Origin of the sequence: Companilactobacillus halodurans (assembly GCF_009600995.1) — a bacterium.
Classification (GTDB): Bacteria; Bacillota; Bacilli; order Lactobacillales; family Lactobacillaceae; genus Companilactobacillus; species Companilactobacillus halodurans.
In genome coordinates this window covers 39,740-57,449 of record NZ_VDFO01000014.1, presented here as the reverse complement: position 1 = coordinate 57,449, position 17,710 = coordinate 39,740, and the positions used below count along the sequence as shown (strand labels likewise).

16 protein-coding genes and 1 pseudogene are annotated in these 17,710 nt (G+C 35.4%); 10 read left to right on the top strand and 7 right to left on the bottom strand.

The window, feature by feature from the left end; all coding sequences use genetic code 11:
* Positions 1 to 194: 194 nt before the first annotated feature.
* The 4 genes from ribD to ribH are packed head-to-tail and all read left to right on the top strand — an operon-like array spanning position 195 to position 3,487.
* Positions 195 to 1,232 carry a bifunctional diaminohydroxyphosphoribosylaminopyrimidine deaminase/5-amino-6-(5-phosphoribosylamino)uracil reductase RibD gene (gene ribD / locus FHL05_RS05095; protein ID WP_193563028.1) on the top strand — a complete coding sequence of 346 codons (1,038 nt, stop codon included), beginning with the start codon at positions 195 to 197 and terminating at the stop codon, positions 1,230 to 1,232.
* Positions 1,232 to 1,828: a riboflavin synthase gene (gene ribE / locus FHL05_RS05090; RefSeq protein WP_153384279.1), complete on the top strand. Its 597-nt coding sequence runs from the start codon at positions 1,232 to 1,234 to the stop codon at positions 1,826 to 1,828. Before ribD ends, ribE begins: the two co-directional genes overlap by 1 nt.
* A complete protein-coding gene (gene ribA, locus FHL05_RS05085; protein ID WP_153384278.1) occupies positions 1,821 to 3,023 on the top strand; it encodes a GTP cyclohydrolase II in 1,203 nt (400 codons plus the stop codon). Before ribE ends, ribA begins: the two co-directional genes overlap by 8 nt.
* Positions 3,023 to 3,487 (top strand): 6,7-dimethyl-8-ribityllumazine synthase, encoded by a 465-nt coding sequence (ribH, locus tag FHL05_RS05080; RefSeq protein WP_153384277.1) that lies wholly within the window; start codon positions 3,023 to 3,025, stop codon positions 3,485 to 3,487. The genes ribA and ribH overlap by 1 nt, the downstream gene beginning before the upstream one ends.
* Before the next feature lie 51 nt (positions 3,488 to 3,538).
* On the opposite strand, the gene FHL05_RS05075 is transcribed toward ribH, so the two are convergent.
* Complete coding sequence (locus FHL05_RS05075; RefSeq protein ID WP_153384276.1) at positions 3,539 to 4,384, bottom strand: aldo/keto reductase; 846 nt, start codon at positions 4,382 to 4,384, stop codon at positions 3,539 to 3,541.
* 238 nt (positions 4,385 to 4,622) lie between these two features.
* Between FHL05_RS05075 and FHL05_RS05070 the strand changes: the two genes are divergently transcribed.
* Positions 4,623 to 5,828 carry a NupC/NupG family nucleoside CNT transporter gene (locus tag FHL05_RS05070; RefSeq protein ID WP_153384440.1) on the top strand — a complete coding sequence of 402 codons (1,206 nt, stop codon included), beginning with the start codon at positions 4,623 to 4,625 and terminating at the stop codon, positions 5,826 to 5,828.
* A 123-nt stretch (positions 5,829 to 5,951) separates the two neighbouring features.
* On the opposite strand, the gene FHL05_RS05065 is transcribed toward FHL05_RS05070, so the two are convergent.
* The 3 genes from FHL05_RS05065 to FHL05_RS05055 all read right to left on the bottom strand — a co-directional run bounded on the left by FHL05_RS05065 (position 5,952) and on the right by FHL05_RS05055 (position 8,282).
* Entirely contained in the window at positions 5,952 to 6,266 is a 315-nt protein-coding gene (locus FHL05_RS05065) for a hypothetical protein (protein ID WP_153384275.1), read from the bottom strand.
* Positions 6,267 to 6,428: 162 nt separating this feature from the next.
* Positions 6,429 to 7,154 carry an alpha/beta hydrolase gene (locus FHL05_RS05060; RefSeq protein WP_153384274.1) on the bottom strand — a complete coding sequence of 242 codons (726 nt, stop codon included), beginning with the start codon at positions 7,152 to 7,154 and terminating at the stop codon, positions 6,429 to 6,431.
* Positions 7,155 to 7,232: 78 nt separating this feature from the next.
* Positions 7,233 to 8,282, bottom strand: coding sequence for a CdaR family transcriptional regulator (locus tag FHL05_RS05055; protein ID WP_162000216.1), 1,050 nt, complete (start codon positions 8,280 to 8,282; stop codon positions 7,233 to 7,235).
* Between the two features lie 344 nt (positions 8,283 to 8,626).
* Here FHL05_RS05055 and FHL05_RS05050 point away from each other — a divergent pair, with 344 nt between their 5' ends.
* The 3 genes and pseudogenes from FHL05_RS05050 to FHL05_RS05040 all read left to right on the top strand — a co-directional run bounded on the left by FHL05_RS05050 (position 8,627) and on the right by FHL05_RS05040 (position 12,094).
* A complete protein-coding gene (locus FHL05_RS05050; RefSeq protein ID WP_153384272.1) occupies positions 8,627 to 9,910 on the top strand; it encodes a GntP family permease in 1,284 nt (427 codons plus the stop codon).
* An 11-nt stretch (positions 9,911 to 9,921) separates the two neighbouring features.
* Positions 9,922 to 11,058: a glycerate kinase family protein gene (locus FHL05_RS05045; RefSeq protein WP_153384271.1), complete on the top strand. Its 1,137-nt coding sequence runs from the start codon at positions 9,922 to 9,924 to the stop codon at positions 11,056 to 11,058.
* 140 nt (positions 11,059 to 11,198) lie between these two features.
* Positions 11,199 to 12,094: pseudogene (locus tag FHL05_RS05040) on the top strand (EamA family transporter).
* 57 nt (positions 12,095 to 12,151) lie between these two features.
* Here the strand turns inward: FHL05_RS05040 and FHL05_RS05035 are convergent.
* Positions 12,152 to 13,483, bottom strand: coding sequence for an MATE family efflux transporter (locus FHL05_RS05035; protein WP_153522194.1), 1,332 nt, complete (start codon positions 13,481 to 13,483; stop codon positions 12,152 to 12,154).
* Positions 13,484 to 13,666: 183 nt separating this feature from the next.
* Between FHL05_RS05035 and FHL05_RS05030 the strand changes: the two genes are divergently transcribed.
* Positions 13,667 to 14,518 (top strand): fructosamine kinase family protein, encoded by an 852-nt coding sequence (locus FHL05_RS05030; RefSeq protein ID WP_153522192.1) that lies wholly within the window; start codon positions 13,667 to 13,669, stop codon positions 14,516 to 14,518.
* Between the two features lie 90 nt (positions 14,519 to 14,608).
* Positions 14,609 to 14,938, top strand: a complete 330-nt coding sequence (locus FHL05_RS05025) for a hypothetical protein (RefSeq protein WP_153384268.1) — start codon at positions 14,609 to 14,611, stop codon at positions 14,936 to 14,938.
* A 103-nt stretch (positions 14,939 to 15,041) separates the two neighbouring features.
* Here the strand turns inward: FHL05_RS05025 and FHL05_RS05020 are convergent, their stop codons facing one another.
* Complete coding sequence (locus FHL05_RS05020) at positions 15,042 to 16,007, bottom strand: AEC family transporter (protein ID WP_153522190.1); 966 nt, start codon at positions 16,005 to 16,007, stop codon at positions 15,042 to 15,044.
* A 32-nt stretch (positions 16,008 to 16,039) separates the two neighbouring features.
* Entirely contained in the window at positions 16,040 to 17,662 is a 1,623-nt protein-coding gene (locus FHL05_RS05015; RefSeq protein ID WP_153384266.1) for a malolactic enzyme, read from the bottom strand.
* Positions 17,663 to 17,710: the final 48 nt, after the last annotated feature.

Below are 17,710 nucleotides of genomic sequence, written 5' to 3'. Positions count from 1 at the left end.
AGGGCATCATTCAAATTCCTTTCATTGTGAAGCTGTAGAGGGTCGAACATCTAAAGGGCATGAATGGTGTCCTTTTTTGGTGTTCTTAAATGGTTATTACTAATAAATGGTATACAAAAATAAAGTTTATGGCAAAATACCTATCAACTTTATTTATCGTACAGCCCTTTTTTTGTGGGGTGAATAGGATTATTATGAATGATTTTATGAAATTAGCTTTTGATGAAGCTAGGAAAGGAACGGATACTTGGCTTAATCCAAAAGTTGGTGCTGTAATCGTCAAAGATAGTCAGGTTTTAGCTAGTGGTCATCATCAAACTTTTGGTCATGAACATGCCGAAATCAATACTTTAAACAATTTAAAAAATATATCAATGGCAAAAGGCGCAACGATTTTTGTAACTTTGGAACCGTGCTCTCATTTTGGCAAGACACCACCATGCGTTCAACGAATTGTTGAAGTTGGATTGAAAAAAGTCGTGATAGGAAGTCTTGATCCTAATCCTTTGGTAAGTGGGCACGGAGTCAAATATTTAAAAGATCACGGGATAGAAGTTGAAAACTTAAATATAAAAACGGACCTGAATCAAGCTTATATGTTTTCTTTTAATAATCATCGTCCTTTAGTGACTTTAAAATATGCAATGACTTTGGATGGAAAAATTAACAAATTTTCAAACGAGCGCTCATTAATATCTAATTCAATTGCGTATGACGATGCACAGGATTTACGTAGTAATAACCAAGCTGTTTTGATTGGTGAAAATACTTTCAAGACTGATAATCCGCAATTAACAGTTCGTAATAAAAAAATGAAATTTCCGCCGGTTAGAATTGTTTTAGTCAGAGATGTTAATTCAGTTGATTTATCAAAAAGGATCTTTGAAAATCAAGCCAAAATTTGGTTTTTAAGCGAAACCAAAGCCCACCGTAATTTGCCTGATAATGTGGAGGTTTTTGTTGGCGATTGGAATGTCAAAAATATTCTAAATTTGTTGAATGAGAAAAAAATTCAAGCCTTGCTGGTTGAAGGTGGCAGTAAAATTCAAAGCGAGTTTGCTCAGGCAGGTATGATTGATCATTTAGTAATTTATCTAGCACCAATGATATTTGGCAATGGTTTGGGAGCATGTAACGGTCAAAATCAACAAATTAAAACAATTGAATTTCAAAAACCTAAATACAAATTTTTAGGAGACAACATCAGGATATCAACTTGGAGGAAAAAATAATGTTTACAGGTATTGTGCAAAATATCGGCAAAATATACGGCATCGAACATACTAAAGGCAATTATCAGTTAATCGTTGAAAATAAATTTTCAAGTTTAAAAAAAGGGGAAAGCGTTGCTATTGATGGTATTTGCCTCACAGTTACCAATTTCTCAAAGGATGAATTTAGCGTTGATGTAATGCCAGAGACGTATTCAAGGAGTAACATTAGAGATTTTAAAGTTGGTAGCTTGGTTAATTTAGAATTAGCTATGCAAGTCAAAAAACGATTTGATGGTCATTTTGTTTTAGGGCATGTTGATACGACGAGCCAGTTGTTGGCTAAAAAAGCAGATAGAAATTCTACTCTCTTAACATTTTCAATTGATGAAAAATATCAACCATATTTAGTTGAAAAAGGCTCTGTGGCACTCGACGGCGTCAGTTTAACGATTATTGATGTCAAAGAGGATAAATTTAGTGTGGGCATTATACCTTACACTCATGAAAAAACTGTTTTAGGAAGTTTACAAATCAATCAAACCGTCAATCTTGAAACAGATATTCTTGCAAAATATATTTTAAATCAAGTTGCTAAGGAGAATTCTCATGCGTAATCAAATTATAGAAAAAGTCAAAATAGCCATTGAAGATTTAAAAGCCGGAAAATTAATTATCGTGGCTGATTCGCCAGATCGAGAGTCAGAAGGAGATATGATTGGTTTAGCTGATTTTGTCAAACCCGAAAATGTCAATTTTATGATTACTCACGCAAGGGGCTTACTCTGCGTCCCCATGAGTAAAGAATTTGCTACTCGATTAAATCTTGAACCAATGACCAAATCTCACGATGCATTTAATACAGCTTTTACCATTAGTACAGATGTGAAGACGACAACGACTGGAATTTCAGCTTTTGATCGTGCCAAAACAATCTCTCAATTGGCCAATCCTACCAGTCAAGCTCAAGATTTTTATCATCCAGGGCACATTTTCCCACTGGTAGCAAAAGATAACGGCGTTATGCAAAGAACTGGACATACTGAAGCCGCAGTCGATTTAGCAAAAATTGCTGGAGCCAATCCAGTCTCTTACATTTGCGAAGTTATTAAAAAAGATGGCACGATGGCGCGTTTAAAAGATTTGCGACCATTAGCAAAAAAATGGCATCTTAACTTAATTACAATTCATGATTTAATTGAATATCGTTATATGACGGAACAAGATTTGTTAAAGGAAGATTCTGATGTAGATTTACCCACGCGTTATGGGCATTTTCGACTACGTTCGTATCTGACTAAGGATGATAAGTCAATCCTTTTAATTTATAAAGGACAATTGAAGGCTGATTCATTACTAAGAATCCATTCAGAATGCTTTACAGGCGATATCTTTGGTTCTAAACGTTGCGATTGCGGTGCCCAGTTGGAGGAATCACTCAAAAAAATTGAAAATAATGGTTCTGGAATGTTGATCTATCTTCATCAAGAAGGTCGTGGAATTGGTTTAATCAATAAGTTAAAAGCTTACCGTTTGCAAGATGAAGGCAATGACACAGTGGAAGCTAATTTAAAATTAGGATTTAAAGCTGATGCTAGAAACTACGGTTTAGCGGTTAATTTATTGAATAAATTGCAGATTAATGAAGTATCTTTAATGACTAATAATCCTGACAAAATTAATCAATTAGAACGTTTAGGAATCAAGGTTACTAAAAGAATTCCCTTAGAAATAGTACCTAATGAAATTGATTTGAAGTATTTACAAACAAAGAAGAACAAATTTAATCATATGTTAAAGGACGTGGAATAATGAGACCAGTAATAGGTGAAATCAAAGGACAAGGTTTAAAAATAGCAATCGTTGTCTCAAGATTCAATCAAATCGTGACTGATCGGTTGATTGATGGAGCAGTTGCAAAATTAGAACAAAGTGGAGTTAATGCTTCTGATATTAAAACTTTTCAAGTACCTGGAGCCATGGAAATACCAAGAATAGCTAGGTTGATTTCTCAACAAAGAAATTACGATGGAATCATTACTTTAGGTGCTGTAGTTAAAGGTCAAACAGCTCATTTTGATTATGTATGTGCTCAATCTGCCAGCGGAATTGCTCAAACTTCCTTGAATGGAAAAGTTCCACTGACTTATGGTGTCTTGACAACAGAAAATATGGCTCAAGCCTTAGATCGAGCAGGCGGTAAAGCTGGCAACAAAGGCTCGGAATGTGCTGAAGATATTTTAGAAATGATTAATTTGGAAATAAAATTAGAGTAAAAAATAAACCTCGATTATTGAAAAATAGTCGAGGCTTTTAGTAGCTATGAATCAAATTATTTCTAATTGAGAATTTTCATTAGGCTTAGGGTAAGATTCATCCAAAAGATCCAATTCTGATTGAGAAAATTCAACATCAACAGCGAAAAGATTACTTTTCATATGTTCAACTGAAGATGTCTTTGGGATACTGAGTACATCATGATTTCTTAAGACCCAGGCTAAAAGCAATTGATGAACGGTAATGTGTTTTTGTTGGGCCATCTCTTTAATAACGGGCTTAATCTTTAGATATTGTCCGCCATCTGATCCAAAAGGAGAATAGCCGACAAATGACATTTGATGCTCTTTTTGCCAAGGTAGAATCGAATATTCAATTGAACGACTGCTGATATTATATAAATCTTCATTGATGCGACAGTTTGAACCATGAGAAATTGAGTCTAATTCCTTTAAATCATTGAGATCAAAATTAGAAACGCCCCAGTTTTTAATTAATCCAGCTTTGACCATTTTCTCTAATCCATTAACAGTTTCAGCTAAAGGAGTTTGACCGCGCCAATGCAATAGGTACAAATCTAGGTAATCAGTTTGAAGACGTTTCAGACTAGCTTTTAAACTTTTTTCAATCAATTTCTCAGTCGCGTGATAGGGATAAAATTTTGAAATTAATTGAAATTTACTTCGGTCGTAGTCTTTAATGGCATTGCCGATTAATGTTTCCGATAATCCCTCACCGTACATTTCAGCGGTATCGATAAGATTGATGCCATTATCTAGTCCATATTGGAGAGCTTTGATTTCTGATTCAGTTTTATTGGCATCGCCCTCGCCAATGTGCCAAGTACCAATACCGATAGCTGACGTTTTTTGTTGATTGAATGTGATTGACTTCAATATTTTGCCTCATTTCTTCAAATAATTATTTATTGAATATATTTCATGTTATGAAACTGCTAACACTATTATTATATAGCCAATATAATTAATTTAAAAATGAAGACGATTTAATTGGTTCACATTTGTTAAATTTATTTACTTTCATTTTTACGCCATGTAATATTAATTGAAGAAGTGAATAATCTAGCATTGGCAACTTCTAAATTTATAAAGGGGTTAGGTATATATAATGAGTATGTACTTAGTAGTTAACGCTTTAGGAGTAATCGTCTTTCTAGCGATTGGATTTCTCTTTTCTAAGAATAAAAAAGAAATTCGATGGAAGTCGATTGCCATTATGGTCGCTTTAAATTTAGTTTTGGCTTGGTTCTTAACTAGTTTTGCAGTTGGACGTGCAATCGTCTCTGGTGCCGCTGATGGATTCAACTGGTTAGTACAAGTTGCTTACGTCGGAATTGAATTTGCTCTACCAAGTTGGGTCCATGTCAAGAGCATGGATTTCGTTACAAGTGCTTTACTTCCAATTTTGTTGATTGTGCCATTATTTGATATTTTGACATACATTGGAGTTCTACCATTTATTATTAAGTGGATCGGTAAAGGATTATCCTTTATTACTGGTCAACCAAAGTTTGAATCATTCTTTGCAGTTGAAATGATGTTTTTAGGTAATACAGAGGCCTTGGCAGTTTCAAGTTTGCAATTAAAGCAAATCAAAGCTCAAAGAAATGTCACTTTGGCTATGATGTCAATGAGTTGTGTCACGGCATCAATTATCGGTTCTTATATTCAGATGATGCCAGGAAGATTTATTCTGACGGCTATTCCCATCAATATTATCAATGCAATTATTGTAACGAGTTTATTGAACCCAGTAACTGTCACGCCTGAAGAAGATACCATCGCCAAATTGAATGGCCAAGGCGAGGGTGGCAAAAAAGAACCTTTCTTCTCATTCTTAGGTGACTCAATTTTAGGAGCCGGTCGTTTGATTTTAATTATTGCCGCTAACGTAATTGCGTTTGTTGCTTTAGCAGCTTTAATCGATAAAATTTTACAATTAGTTAATCCATGGTTAACTTTAGAACATATTTTAGGAATTATTATGTATCCATTTGCTTGGCTGTTAGGACTGAGTTCACATGATTCTTTCCAAATGGCTCAATATATGGGTACAAAATTAGTAACGAATGAATTTGTCGTTATGGGTAAAGTTACAGGAATTATCAAGAATTTTGACCCTCACTTTAAGGCTGTTTTAACAGTCTTCATCACTTCATTCGCAAACTTCTCGACTCTAGGAATGATTATTGGTTGTTTCAAGGGCATTGTTGATAAAGAAAAGAATGATGTTATTTCAAAAAACGTTGGCTATATGTTGCTATCAGGTATCTTAGTATCATTATTGTCAGCTGCTTTTGTAGGATTATTCGTTTGGTAATATAAAAAAGGCAAACTGGAATATTTCTAGTTTGTTTTTTTTACTCAAATTGATATTAATAATAAAAAAAGAGAATGGGGCGTAATGTCTCATTCTCTTCTTTTATAGTTATGCTTTTTATAGTTATAGTTTTTTGGAAATATCTTTTTGTGCATTTTTATATCCATCAATAAAATTAGTGATTTCGATTAGTTTATTATCAGAAATTTCATTGGCAAAACGTAGCAAACTCTTTGGATAGTAACGAAAAGCATGATCTCTTCGATAATCTGACATTGCTTGTTGATAACCTAATTGATAATCGTCTTCAGTACTGGCATGAAAATCCTTTGAGGCTTGATAGTCATTTTTGACTTGACGATAAGAATCTTGAGTACTTTGAAATGTACCATCTTCGTAATTTTCTTTTATAAAATCATGTAACTGAATTAAATTCATCTTGTCATTTTCCTTTCGATGTAAAGAACTATCTTAAATCCAATTATTAATTTACTCGTAATTGGTTCGATTAGATATTAAAAATAACAAGTTGTTTTTGATTATAAATACTCTCAAAGTAGGCTTAGACGTCGATTGCAAAATAAAATATATCGGTAAAAATTAAGATAACCAGTCAAAAACTCGATCAATATTTTGACTCCAAGTTTTCCAAGAGTGATCGCCCTCAACTGGCATCCAAGTATATCTACCTTTAGCATGAATCGATAAAAAATTCTTAAACATAATATTGTCTTCATGCATAAAATCACTATCGCCACATAGAGTTAGAATTTGTTGTTTAGGTTGGCGATTGTTGTAAATATTGATCAACTGATTTTGAGCAACCTTTTCAGGGCTGTCGAAAATACTGTCAAAGGTCTTTTTATCCATTGGGCTCTTAGGATTATCGCGAAAGTGTTCAATGTCAGTGATTGGTGAAAGTGCAGCGACTTTACTGAAAATGTCATTATTCATAAAAGCAATTTTTAATGCTCCATAGCCACCCATACTGGAGCCGACGATGTAATTCTTTTCTCGTTTAGTTGAGATAGGTAAAATATGCTGCATTTTAGGGATGAATTCTTCAATGAAATAAGAATAGTAGGGGATAAAGTTAGAATCAGAATAAAATGAGTTTCTAGCCTCTGGCATTATGATAGCCCAGTTGTGCTTACGAGCTAGTTGTTCAATATTTACATGCCGGATCCAAGCAGTATCGTCTCCGGTATAGCCATGCAACAGCCAAACAGTCGTATAGTCAGATTTGTTGGTGTCTGGTAAAACGACAGTCGTTTTAAAGTAAGTATGTAAGTAATTTGTTCTGTAATTAAGATTCATTAAGACCATTATTTAAACCTCGCAATACATTTTTAGTCACACAAATTTTAAGCATAAAGTGAAAAAATGTCCACTTAAAAGAAGCAACTATTTCTTGTGATACTGTTGTTTTTTGAATTGTAAGAAATTGATATAGAGTTGAAAAATATCGGTTAAATCATGTAAGTTCAATTCAAAAAATTCTGATATTTTATTGAGACGGTAGTTTGTGGTATTTCGGTGAACCTGAAGGGCTTGTGACGTATCCGTTACGTTACCGTTATGCTTAAAGTAACATTCCAATGTTTCCAGTAATTCATTGCCTGATTTAGTTTTGAGAAAATTCTTGAAGACACTCAAATATTTGTCAGAATACAGGTTGCTGTTGAGCAATTCATTTGAGAATTTGATTTGTTGAAAATAATAGATATTAGTCAGATTCAATTCTTTAGTGACTTTAATTGTCGCCTGAGCTTCTTTAACAGCTTGCTTGAGGTTATACCCCCGGTTGCTGATGCCAATAGGAAAATGATTTTTTTGACAAAAGGCTAAATAGTATTCAATATTTTCTTGCTTCTTGGTAATAATCAAAATTTGCTCAGCAGTCTGATTGAAGTGGAAGTCGCTTTGATTGATGATGAGGCCGTTGGTATTATTAGTCTCAATGATCACAGCAAAACGTGGCAATGATAAATCAATATTTAAAGAATGAGCACGGATACTTAATTCATCATTTTCTAATACGTTATCAGTATTGGTCCACTGGTAAAGGAAATGATTGAGGGTTTCTTTGTGCTGATTTTCTAATTTTGAATCATTGAGTTGAGAAATCAATAATTCAGTTGAGACCTTTAATAGAGAGGCTAGAGGAGTCACTTTTTTTGGGTCGCCAGTGATACCAATGACGCCAATTGTTTGATGTTTAAATTCAACTGGAATGTTAACTCCAGGTTGTCCAAATTTACCATATGATTCAATCATTGGTTTAGTTTTACCGCTCTTGATAGTGTCAATAGCACCAATGTGGAGTGAATTAAGACGTTTTTTGTCGCCACTAGCGATGATGACGCCTTTTTCATTCATCATGTTGATATTATAAGGGATATTTTCCATCATTTTATCAACAATCGTTTGAGCCAAATTGGGATCTAATTTCATGTTATTTCCTTCGTTTACAATTAATTTAATTATTATGAACATTTTACCTTGTTTTAAAGATTTGTGTACGTTTAGATTGATTTTTGCTTGTTAAATAACGTGCAAACTTGTACTTGTTGACAAGTCAACCTCAATTTGTGCAGATTAAAAAATTAAAATAAATTACCAAAATAGTGTTGTTGATTTAAAGCCATTTGGATAACAAATACAACGTTAATTACAAATAACTTTGTGCAAATGCACATTGATTTTGCCCTTTTATCACGGTATTATACACACGTTAATCAATTGTTCAATAGTTAACAATTGACTCAATATTTGTTGAGAAGGGATGTTTTTATATAATGGTTATTGCTTGGTGGGCGGCCTTATTAGGGCTGCTTTTGGCGATTGGATTGATTCTATTTAAAGTTAATCCAGTGTATGCCTTGATTTTTGGTGCTATCGTTGGTTGTCTACTCGGAGGTATGTCCTTGTCACAAACAACTGATACGATTGTTAAAGGTAGTTCTGGTGTCATGGGGACTATTATTCGAGTAATTGCAGCTGGAGTTTTAGCTGGAGTCATGATGGAGTCTGGCGCTGCAAATGTAATTGCCTCTAATATCGTCAATCATTTCAGCGATAAGTTGGCAATTCTTGCATTAGCATTGTCGACGATGGTATTGACAGGTGTAGGAATCTTTATTCCTGTTGCTGTCTTGATTGTTGCGCCAATTGCTTTAGAAGTTGGTCAAAAAATGCATTACAGCAAATTATCCTTATTAGTTGCTTTATCTGGTGGTGGGAAAGCTGGAAATGTTATTTCACCTAATCCCAATACCATTGCAGCCGCAAAGGGCTTCAATGTCGAATTATCACAAGTAATGATTGCCGATTTTATTCCTGCAATTGTTGGTCTGATCGTGACAGTTATTTTGGCAACTTTAATTAAGAATAAAGGTAGTTTCGTTCCTAAAACAAATAAAACCGAAACTAAAGAAACAAAGAATCTACCCAGCTTAAAAGCAGCTATTGTGACGCCATTAGTTGCCGTTATCTTATTATTGATTACGCCAGTTGGCGATATTTTAGGAATAAAGGTTTTGGCGTCATTTAATCTTGATGCAATGTATATTTTGCCAATTGCTGGATTGATCGGTACTTTAGCGATGAGACAACAAAAGAAATTTTTGAAGTACATGGCTAGAGGACTTGCTCGAATGACAGATGTTGTTATGATTTTAATCGGAGCTGGTGCAATAGCTGGCTTAGTTTCAGCTTCTAATTTGCCACAAAAGGTGGTTTCAGTCGTTCAAATTTCTGGAATCTCCGGAACTTTCTTAGCGCCAATCGCCGGAATCTTAATGGCTGCAGCTACGGCTTCAACTTCAACTGGTGTTATCTTAGCTTCTAATTCCTTTAGCAAGTCGATTATGTCTTTGGGAATTTCTGGAACTGGTGCAGCAGCTATGGTTCATACTGGTGCTACTGTTATCGATCAATTGCCACATGGTAATTATTTCCACGTCACAGCTGAAGCAGTCAACATGCATTTCAAGGAAAGAATGACAGTTGTCTTTTGGGAAATGCTAGTTGGACTTTCAATGACGATCGTCGCAACATTAATGTACGGAAATTTGTTTTAGGGGTGAAGTAAATGAAAATTGTTTTAGCACCAGATTCTTATAAGAATTCTTTGACAGCTAAACAAGTTGCTCAATCAATGCGTAAAGGATTTGAAAAAGTCTATCCTGATGCAAAGTATCTTAATGTACCAATGGCAGATGGCGGTGAAGGGACTGTTCAATCATTAGTCGATGCTAAAAATGGTCAAATTATCGCCGAAACGGTGACTAATCCATTAGGTAAAAAGACTACTGCTAAATATGGCTTGATAAATGATGGAAAAGTAGCTGTCATTGAAATGGCCGAAGCCAGTGGGATTCAATATATCAATCAATTTACTCAAAATCCATATATTACGACGACATTTGGGACTGGCGAACTAATGAAGTCGGCAATTGACCGTGGCGCTAAGACTATCATTATTGGTATTGGTGGTTCGGCAACAAATGATGGTGGAGCTGGAATGGCACAAGCATTAGGAGCCCATTTGTTAGATAATCAAGGTGAGGAATTGAGTTTTGGTGGAGCCAATTTGGTGAAGTTAGACCATATCGATACTTCAAAAATGGCATCCTTAGAGGATGTTAAAGTGATTATTGCTTCAGATGTGACTAATCCTTTAACTGGACCAAATGGTGCTAGTCATGTCTTTGGACCTCAAAAAGGTGCAAATCCGGAAATGGTCGAGTTTTTAGATCACGCTTTATCGCATTATGCTGATATTTTAAAACGTGATTTAAATAAGGATTTGGAAAATGTGCCTGGTGCTGGTGCTGCTGGTGGTTTAGGTGCGGGCTTATTGGCATTTACTGATTCTAAATTAGAATCTGGAGTCGATATCGTGATTGACTTCACTGATTTAAAAGAAAAAGTTAAAGATGCCGATGTCGTTATAACTGGTGAAGGTCAGATTGATTTTCAAACTAAATTTGGCAAAACTCCGATTGGAGTCGCTAAAGCAACGAAAGCTGTTAATCCTGAGGCAACTGTCATTGCAATTGCTGGTTCGATTGGTGAGAAAATCTCTGAACTTTATCCATTAGGAATTGATGCTATCTTCACTTGTGTTCCGGGTGTAGAAAGTTTATCAGATGCTATTCAAAATACAGATAAGAACGTTCAACAAGTGGCAGAAAATATTGCTCGCTTGATCAAAAATACGAAATAATAAATAAGTGCTTTGCCTATTAAATGGTAAAGCACTTATTTATTATTTTGATTTGGAGAAATCATAGCAGTTTTGAAAATTTACGTGTAACATGAATTGCGTTGGAATTATTTATATATAATAGTAGAAGGATGATTTTTTTGAAAAAATTAGCACCAGTTTTTGTTGGGTTAGGGGCAATTAGTTTTGGAATCCCAGCATCGCTCTTTAAAATTGCTCGACATCAAGGAGTCATTAATGGTCCATTGTTATTTTGGTCATTTTTGAGTGCCGTAGTAATATTAGGAATTATCCAAGTGATTCGTCGTCAATGGTTGCATAATCAGCATACTAATTGGCGACAAATTGGGTTAGTGATTGCTGCTGGAACAGCATCTGGTTTTACAAACACTTTTTATATTCAAGCGTTAAAATTGATTCCCGTCGCAGTAGCAGCCGTTATGTTAATGCAAGCTGTCTGGCTATCAACGCTGTTAGGATCAGTGATTCATCATCGTTTGCCATCACGCCTGCAAGTTTTTAATATTATTTTAGTTTTACTGGGAACAGTTCTTGCAGCAGGGCTGTTTCCTATTACGCAAGAAATTTCACCGTTAGGTTTGTTGTTTAGTTTCTTAGCCGCTTGTGCTTACGCTTGTACGATGCAGTTTACGGCTAGTTTAGGAAATAATTTGGATCCATTATCAAAGACTTGGCTATTGTGTTTAGGAGCTTTCTTATTGATAACGATTGTTTGGACGCCACAAATAATCCATTCGTCAGTCACTTTGCCAACGATTAAGGGGGCGTTTTGATTGCGTTATTTTCAATGGTATTTCCTCTGGTGGCTTATTCAATTTTCATGCCATATTTAGATTTAGGAATTGGACCAATTCTATCTTCATTAGAATTGCCATCATCGATCGTTGTGGCTTTTATTCTCCTAGGAGAAACAGTTGATTGGGTACAAATTGTCGGCGTGATTCTAATAATCTTGGCCGTAGTTTTGCCGGATATTTTAGGGATGCGTCAATCAAAGATTAAAGCACAAAAGTAAATTTTAAAAGTAAAAAAGGAGCTATCTTCCAAATGGAATGAAGATAGCTCCTTTTGATTAATCTTGAGCAAGTTTTTTCTTGCCAAAGGCTTTTTTATAAAGATACCAACCAATTAAGCAGGTTAAAACATCAGCTACTGGTTGAGCCCAAATAATACCGTTAAGTCCAAATAATTTTGCCAAAATAACGATTGCGATTCCTAAAATTACAGCTTGTCGTGACAAGGCCATAATTAAAGCGCTAGTTGCAGCTCCAATGGACTGGAAAACTGTTGTAAAGACTAAAATAAAACCAACTAGAGGCGTTGTAATCAGCATAGCTCGTAGCATCACGGTTCCCATTGAAACGATGGCCGCTTGATTCATGAACAACTTAATCAGTTGTGGTGAAAAAATGATTAAAATTACCGCACACACCAAAGCATAGCCGCCTTCGATTTTTAAGTCGAAATGTAAAATGCCTTTTAGCCGAGACCAATTTTTGGCACCATAATTATATCCAATCAATGGTTGAGCTCCAAAGGCAAAACCGACCATGATCATCATTACGACCATATAAACTTTTTGGACGATTCCCATGGCAGCAACTGCTTGAGCACCATAAGCGGCTAAATAAACATTTAGTAACATTAAACCAAAACTTTGTGTCAAGTTGGTTAAGGAGGCAGGAATCCCGACAGCTACGACTTCCTTAAAAGCAGGACGGGAAATATGTGCTAATTTAGGAGCTAGAGACAGCGATTTAGCGCGACGCATAAAAATAACTAATAAGCTGGTATTTACGAAGTAACCAATGACATTAGCAAAGGCCACTCCTGAAGCTCCCCAGTGGAAAACGAATAAGAAAAGCGGGTCTAGAATAATTGTTAAAACTGTTCCACTAATGGTAGCTATCATAGAAAGTTGGGCTAAACCTTCAGTTCTAATAATATTACCAGGAACCAGCGAAACGATAATAAAAGTTGAACCTAAAACTAAGACACGATAAAAGTCAGCAATGTAGGGACGAGTAGCATCAGTTGCACCTAAAAGATTCAAAATTGGGCTTTCAAAGAAAAGCAGTAATGCTGTTAAGACTAAACTTAGAGCAATCGCGATGTAAAAACAAAAACTGCTGATTCTTGCGCTTTGTTTGTAGTCATGTTTACCAAGGACTCGTGAAATAACAGCACTGCCACCGAGACCGAAAATATCACCAACGGCTAACATAAATGAGAACAGCGGACTACCTAAGGCAATTCCAGCCACCAAATCAGCGTTCCCCGTCTGAGCTACGAAAAAGGTGTCAGCAAGGTTATAAACCATACTAGCGACCATTCCTAAAACAACTGGGATAGCCAGTTGCATATAGGATTTTGGAATTGGGGCTTTTTCAAATAAATCATTCAAAATTTTGTCACTCCTTATCTGAACAGTCGCTTGTCAGATAATATGACTTGACGAACAGAGAATATAATAAAAAACAATCATATTAATGATACGCTAGGTAAAATAAGCTCGCAAGAAAAAGTTTTGATTCTTGAAGATAATTGAGATCATCTTTAAAATTAAGCTAGATGAAAGGGTGACGATATGCAAATTGATAAGAGTTGGTATGATGAATTGAACTTAGGTGATATTAAGCAAGTTCAACCAGTCTCTGGTGGAGATATTAATTTGGCTTTTAAAATAACCACAGCACAAAAAAATTATTTTTTGAAAGTTCAGCCTAAGAATGATCAAAGTTTTTTTGGTCATGAAATTGAAGGCTTAAATTTGATCAATTCAGTAGCTAATGCTCCGCAAGTGATTAAATCAGGAACTTTCAAGAATAATGGCTATTTGATTTTGAATTATATCGAGTTTGGAACTGGGTCTCAATTTGATTTAGGTAAATTAGTGGCTCAGATGCATCAAAAGCATGCGTCAAAATTTGGTTTAAATCATGATGTCTTAAACGCTAAAAATAAAAAAATCAATACTTGGCAAGATAATTGGGCTGACTTTTACATCAACCAACGTCTAGAAGTATTGATCAAACAAGTTAAGCAAAAAAATAATTGGAATGGTTTTCGTGATAAGTTGATGAAGCAATTTGAAGAAATGATTCGTGAATACTATTCAAAAAATCCCATCACGCCTAGTTTATTACATGGTGATTTGTGGAATGGCAATGCTTCCTTTCAAGACGACCATCAGCCAATTTTGTATGATCCTGATGTTTTCTTTGGCAATCGCGAAATGGACATTGCAATGACGTTATTATTTGGTGGCTTCAGCGAAGAATTTTATCGAGGATACAATGATACCTATCCCATGGCAGACAATTGGCAAAAGCGTGTTCCTTGGTATCAAACGTATTATTTGTTAGCTCATCTGAATCTTTTTGGAGAAACTTACGGTCCTAGTTTGGAAAATGCTTTGATGAAAAGCCTAGAAAAATAAAATTATTTCTTGCGATGACTTGTCAATTACTTGGTTAGTGAGTAATACTTAAATATAAGGGTGTTTTCCTCTTGAAGGGAGTGGGCTTAGATGAATAATGAAATTAAATATATTATGGATGAATTAAACGTTGTTTATGGTTTTTATCAAGATAAATTTAGTCAAAAAAGAATTAAAAGCTATATTTTAAGTATGCCAGAGGGGTCACATATCGTTAAAGTTGAATCAGGCAATATCTCTGTTTATGACCAAGAAATCGTTTTGCCGATTGCGCAGTTCAATGACCAAACAGATTCAATCAGTTTATTGCAGGTCAATCATTCAACGGTAAAAAATAGGAAGAGTACTGATATTGCTGAAGATGCTAAGAGAATAACTGACTTAGTAAATCGTTTGATTATATTGGTTTCACCTAAATAAGAAAAGATACAAAAAAAGTTCGTCAACCGCAGAATGTTGACGAACTTTTTCTTTACTTTTATTTGAGGAGGATCTGAACGTGATTTTTAATTGTTTTCAATAATTAAATCAAGTTTGCAATTTGCATTAAGATTGGAACAACGATAACGAAGAGAACCGTTGACGTTGTAACAAGGTTTGTAGCGTAATCGACATCACCATGAGATTGGTCAACCAAGATAGGCAATACGGCTAAACCAGGAGCAGCTGATTGAATGATGAATGAACTGCTTTCTAGTGAAGGCAATGTGTTACCTGTCATTGATCTACCAACTAAGATAATGGCAATCATAAGTGCAGGGGCGATAATGAATCTACCGATTAAGGCAAGAATTGTATCGCGGTCGAACTTAATAGATTTCAAACCAGCATCGGCTAAAATAATACCAATGTAGATAAGTGACATAGGTGTAACGATACCACCAACCATGTCTAAGGTCTTATTGATCCATTCTGGAACTGGGATAGCAATAAGTAAGAATACTAATGAAACTAAGAAACCAACAAGTGGAGCAGGTAGAAGTTTCTTCCAGTTGAAGTCCTTCTTTTCACCCTTATCAACCGTTGGATCATCACTTGAGATGAAGAAGATACCAACAGCCCAAGTTGAAATTGTGTTCATAACATAGTAAACAAGGAAGTAAGGTAAACTCTTGTCACCGAACAAAGCCATATTTAAAGGTAAGCCAATGAAGATTGTATTAGCATTGACGAACATGTTAATGAAAGTACCACGACGTCCTTTTCTAATATGGAAGATCTTTGTTAAAAGCCAAGCTACAATGTAGCCAATTGTAAAACTGGCAAAGGTGAAGACCAAACCACCTGATAAACTTGCTAATTTGTCTCTTGTCAAATACTTAAGAACAGAAACAAAGATTGAAGCAGGTAAGGCAATCTTCATGATAATGAATGAAATATTACCCTTAAATTCGTCGCCTAGTTTACCTGAGCCTCTAAGCCAATACCCCAAGGCAATAACTAGAACGATTTCAGCAACACTCTCTAATGAAGTGATAAATGCAGCCATAAATTAATTCCCCTTTTTTGAAAATTTATATATTAATATTTAGGTTCCCATTTTAGATCGGCAACAGCTTTTTTAGCATCTGTTGCATCTGATAAGTTTTCGTCAATTGCTTGTTGAGCAACCCCTTCGGCAACTGTGATACTGAACTTATCAAGTTTTGAAACTGGAGGCAATACAGCAGCACCAGCTTCTGAAGCATCAACGATACCACCCAATGAGTGAGCAGCTTTATTGATCATGCCATCGCTAAGCAACTTAGCGTTAACAGCAGTAGCACCAAGACCGAGTCCAGGATATACTAAAGCGTTATTAGCTTGTCCGATGTTGTATGTAGTACCATTGTATTCGATAGGATCAACAGGAATACCTGTAGCAATAAGTGCTTTACCATCAGTCCACTTCAATAGGTCTTCTGCCTTAGCTTCAGCTAATTTAGTAGGATTTGAAAGTGGGAAGATAATTGGACGTTCTGTGTGAGCGGCCATTTCTTTAATGATTGATTCTGTGAAAGTACCAGGTTGTGTTGATGTACCAACTAAGATTGTTGGGTGAACTGCTTTAACGACAGCTTCCAAGTTTGTTAATTCATCAGCATTGTCAAATTCACTACGTTTTCTAGTGAATGGCTTTTGTTCTGGTGTAAGATCTTCTGTATCATCGAACAAGAGACCTTGCTTATCAACGAGGTAGAAGTGTTTCTTAGCTTCTTCTTCTGATAAGCCTTCTTCAACCATTGAGTCAAAGATTCTCTTAGTAATACCAGCACCAGCAGTACCAGCACCAAATGATAGATAAACTTGGTCAGTAAGCTTTTCTTTAGAAATGTTCAATGCACCAAGGATACCAGCAAGTGTAATAATACCTGTACCTTGAATATCATCATTGAATGTAAGAATCTTATCTTTGTACTTGTTTAAGATGTTGGCAGCATTGCTACGACCAAAGTCTTCAAAGTGCAAGTACATGTCAGGGAATAAGTCTTCGGCAGTTTCAACAAATTTGTCAACAAAGTCGTAGTACTTGTCGCCTGTAACACGTTCGTGGTGATTACCCATGTAAAGGTCGTCATCAAGTAATGATTTTCTGTTTGTACCAACATCTAAGACAACTGGTAAAACAGTTCTTGGGTCAAGGCCAGCAGCAGCTGTGTAAACCATTAGTTTACCAACTGAAATATCAACACCTTGAACACCCCAGTCGCCAATACCAAGAATTCCCTCACCGTCAGTAACAACGATCAACTTGATATTACGACCAGCAGCAGCGTTCTTCAATGAAGCTTCGATATCATCTTGGTCATCAATTGATAGGAATGCAGCATTTTGTGGATCTAAGAAAAAGTGACTGTAGTTTTCGATTGTATCAGCAATAGTTGGATCATAAACGACTGGCATAAACTCGTTTACATGTTCACTGAACAATTTGTAGAACAAAGTAACATTTTCATTAAAAATATCCATTAAGTACATTCTCTTAGCAAGAAATGTATCTTTATTGGAATAGTTTTCGTAGGCTTGTTCTACTTGTTGGTCCAATGTTTGAACAAATGGAGGTAGTAAGCCTTCGATATGATTTTCTTTTCTCTCTTCCTTAGTAAAAGCAGTGCCCTTATTTAAGAAATGATTATTTAGTAAATCTAAACCAGTGTATTTCATAAATTTTATGCCTCCTAATTAACTTTCGAATGGAACTATACAGCATAA